This window comes from Vibrio sp. YIC-376, assembly GCF_052353105.1.
Taxonomy (GTDB): Bacteria; Pseudomonadota; Gammaproteobacteria; order Enterobacterales; family Vibrionaceae; genus Vibrio.
The window spans coordinates 1-2,995 of record NZ_JBBWFK010000032.1; the positions used below are offsets into that span (position 1 = coordinate 1).

The window sequence follows — 2,995 nt, forward strand, 5'->3', positions numbered from 1 at the left end:
TGTACCGTCCTAAATAAGGTTGACACTTTCCAACCCAAAAAATTGGAGAGTGTTATGAAATCAACCACTAAAAGAACTCAGCGCGATTACTCCCTCGCTTTTAAACTCACCGTAGTTGATGAGGTTGAAAAAGGAAGCCTCACTTACAAGCAAGCTCAAGAGAAGTACGGTATCCAAGGTTGCTCCACGGTTTTAGTTTGGCTTCGTAAGCATGGTCGACTAGATTGGTCTAAAGGGACACCTAACTTTATGTCCAAAGAAGACTCTATGGCCGAGTTCAATTCACCTCCCACACCTGAGCAACGTATTAAAGAGCTTGAGAAGCAACTCAAAGACGCACAGCTCAAAGCCGATTTCTTTGAAGCTGTAGTGAACGTTATGGAACGTGACTATGGCGTTAGAGTGACAAAAAAGCAAAAAGAAGCGTTGTCCAAAAGAAAGTCATAACAGGTTTGACCGTCACGAAGTTTTGTCAGTTAGTGCAAATCTCTCGTCAAGCCTATTACAAGCAGTGCCAGACTCAGACTCGTTGTGAACATCATGAGCATGTTGTTATTGGCTTTGTCCATGAAGTCAGAATGAAGCAGCCACGCATTGGTACGCGGAAACTGAAATTCTTAGCAGAGATAAAGGGCATTCAGATAGGTCGAGATAAGCTCTTTGAGCTTCTCAGAAGGCATCGTATGTTGGTGAGAACAAGACGGGCTTATCATCGAACAACTGACAGTCGTCATCGGTTCTTCTGCCATCCAAACAAAGTGAAAGATGGGCTGACACCAACGAAGCCAGAACAACTGTGGGTTGCTGATATAACTTACTTACCGACTCAAAATGGAGAGAGTTATGTCAGCCTGGTTACGGATGCTTATTCAAGGAAGATCGTTGGTTACTATGTAGATGACAACATGAAAACGCAATCAGTTAAGCGGGCATTTATCTCAGCTCTCAGACAACGGCAGAGTGAAGAAAAGCTAATACACCACTCAGATAGAGGCTCACAATACTGTTCGAAGGAATATCAAGATATCCATAAGAAACATAAAGTGACTTGCTCGATGACTGACGGCTATGACTGTTATCAGAATGCTTTAGCAGAGCGAGTAAATGGGATACTCAAAATGGAGTTCTTACTGAGGAAACCGAAAGATCTGGAAGAAGCGAGGACGATGGTAGCAGAATCCGTAGAGATCTATAATCAAATGAGGCCTCATACGGCTTTAAAATACAAAACGCCCGATGAAGTACATCGAGCGTTTTAGTTAAAAAGTGTCAACCCATATCAGGACGGGTCAAAAGATCCCAATTGCCATTCTTACCCACTTCCGTTAAAGGCAGGCCTTGTTCCCATACCTTTCGTAAAAACAACTCTTTACTGCCTAACTTTTATATTATTCATTGAAGAACAAATTGGCATTAACTGTCATTACAGACTTCATACAGAGCAAATTTAGTCTGATCGGCCACATGCAGTTCACGTATTCCTCTCTCTTACTATCACCGTAGTTTATAGTCATGCATTACAACGTAAGTTTTAACTCCACAGAAGCGCCCTACATGCCTTTGTGGGCGTTAAGCAACGTTACTTTATTCTGAGATCGTTAATTGTCTCTTAGACAGCGATATAGCGTGCTAAAACGCTAAAGGTAAGCTTTAGATAGTGCATATGGGTTTCGCATGGATAACTTCCCGTTCAAGACACCCACAACAATCTCAAGCAGTACAGGAAGATTTTAAAAAAATTCAAATTCGAAACGATCCTTAAGATCCCAGGTCATATGGATTTAGAGCATGTTGATATCTGGTTTCAGGATAAAGCTCGATTTGGGCAACAAAACACAACAACCCGTTTATGGGCAGAGAGAGGAGCACGTCCCAGAGCGGTGAAGCAACAACAATTTGAATATGCGTATCTATTTGGTTCTGTCTGCCCCCAAAAAGGAATTGGTGAGGCTATCGTTGTCCCGTGGGTCAATAAAGACATCATGATCGAGCATTTAAAGCAAATATCGTCGGTCACTAAAAAAGGACGTCATGCCGTCATCATTATGGATGGCGCAGGATGGCATACAGAAGATATTGCCAATGACTTTCAGAACCTCAGCGTCATCAAACTTCCACCCTATTCTCCAGAGCTAAACCCCATAGAACAAGTATGGAGTTGGTTAAGACAACACTATCTCGCCAATCAGTCTTTTGCGGATTACGAAGACATTGTCTCCAAAGTATGTAGGGCTTGGAATAGCTTTTTGGAATGCTCGGCCAGAGTCAGAAAGATGTGTTCGAGAAGATGGATAGACCTGACCAGTTAATTTTCCAGATTGGTATAAAACGAGGCAGAATGGCCGGGCTGCGTACAATTGGACTCGCACACGAGCGGTACTTGATTTCCCAGAAAGGGAAACTATACGCCATAAACGACAAAAGCCTAGTCTTTTGACTAGGCTTTCTAATAAGTGGCGGAGCGGACGGGACTCGAACCCGCGACCCCCGGCGTGACAGGCCGGTATTCTAACCAACTGAACTACCGCTCCGCATTGGTCAGACTATTGAGTCTAATAAGAACCTGGCGATGTTCTACTCTCACATGGGGAAACCCCACACTACCATCGACGCTATTTCGTTTCACTTCTGAGTTCGGAATGGAAGTCAGGTGGGTCCAAAATGCTATGGTCGCCAAGTAAAATTCTAATTGTAAAACTGGTGCTGATACCCAGAATCGAACTGGGGACCTCATCCTTACCAAGGATGCGCTCTACCGCCTGAGCTATATCAGCATCAAGATGTCCCGGAAGACTAAAAAAGCCCGTTCTTTCAAACGGGCTCTTTAACTGGCGTCTTCACCTTTATAAAGGTAAAAACCAAATTTAAAGCCTGGCGATGTCCTACTCTCACATGGGGAAACCCCACACTACCATCGGCGCTATTTCGTTTCACTTCTGAGTTCGGAATGGAAGTCAGGTGGGTCCAAAATGCTATGGTCGCCAAGCAAATTCTT

At 43.7% G+C, this 2,995-nt stretch carries 1 protein-coding gene, 2 tRNA genes, 2 rRNA genes and 1 pseudogene; 2 read left to right on the forward strand and 4 right to left on the reverse strand.

Annotated elements, in window-relative coordinates; all coding sequences use genetic code 11:
* Positions 1-54 precede the first annotated feature (54 nt).
* Positions 55-1,259, forward strand: a protein-coding gene (locus tag WJM94_RS24370; RefSeq protein WP_444494826.1) for an IS3 family transposase whose coding sequence is annotated in 2 segments (ribosomal slippage) — positions 55-421 and positions 421-1,259 — 1,206 coding nt in all. Because the reading frame shifts where the segments join, the coding sequence is not laid out codon by codon here.
* 404 nt (positions 1,260-1,663) lie between these two features.
* Positions 1,664-2,309: pseudogene (locus WJM94_RS24375) on the forward strand (IS630 family transposase); the annotation flags it as partial.
* A gap of 145 nt (positions 2,310-2,454) precedes the next feature.
* Here WJM94_RS24375 and WJM94_RS24380 read toward each other — a convergent pair.
* From WJM94_RS24380 to rrf (WJM94_RS24395), 4 genes are all read right to left on the reverse strand, one after another.
* A tRNA-Asp gene (locus tag WJM94_RS24380) sits at positions 2,455-2,531 on the reverse strand.
* A 30-nt stretch (positions 2,532-2,561) separates the two neighbouring features.
* Positions 2,562-2,678 (reverse strand): 5S ribosomal RNA (gene rrf / locus WJM94_RS24385).
* Between the two features lie 20 nt (positions 2,679-2,698).
* Positions 2,699-2,774: transfer RNA gene (locus WJM94_RS24390), tRNA-Thr, on the reverse strand.
* A 95-nt stretch (positions 2,775-2,869) separates the two neighbouring features.
* Positions 2,870-2,986 (reverse strand): 5S ribosomal RNA (gene rrf / locus WJM94_RS24395).
* Between the last annotated feature and the right edge of the window lie 9 nt (positions 2,987-2,995).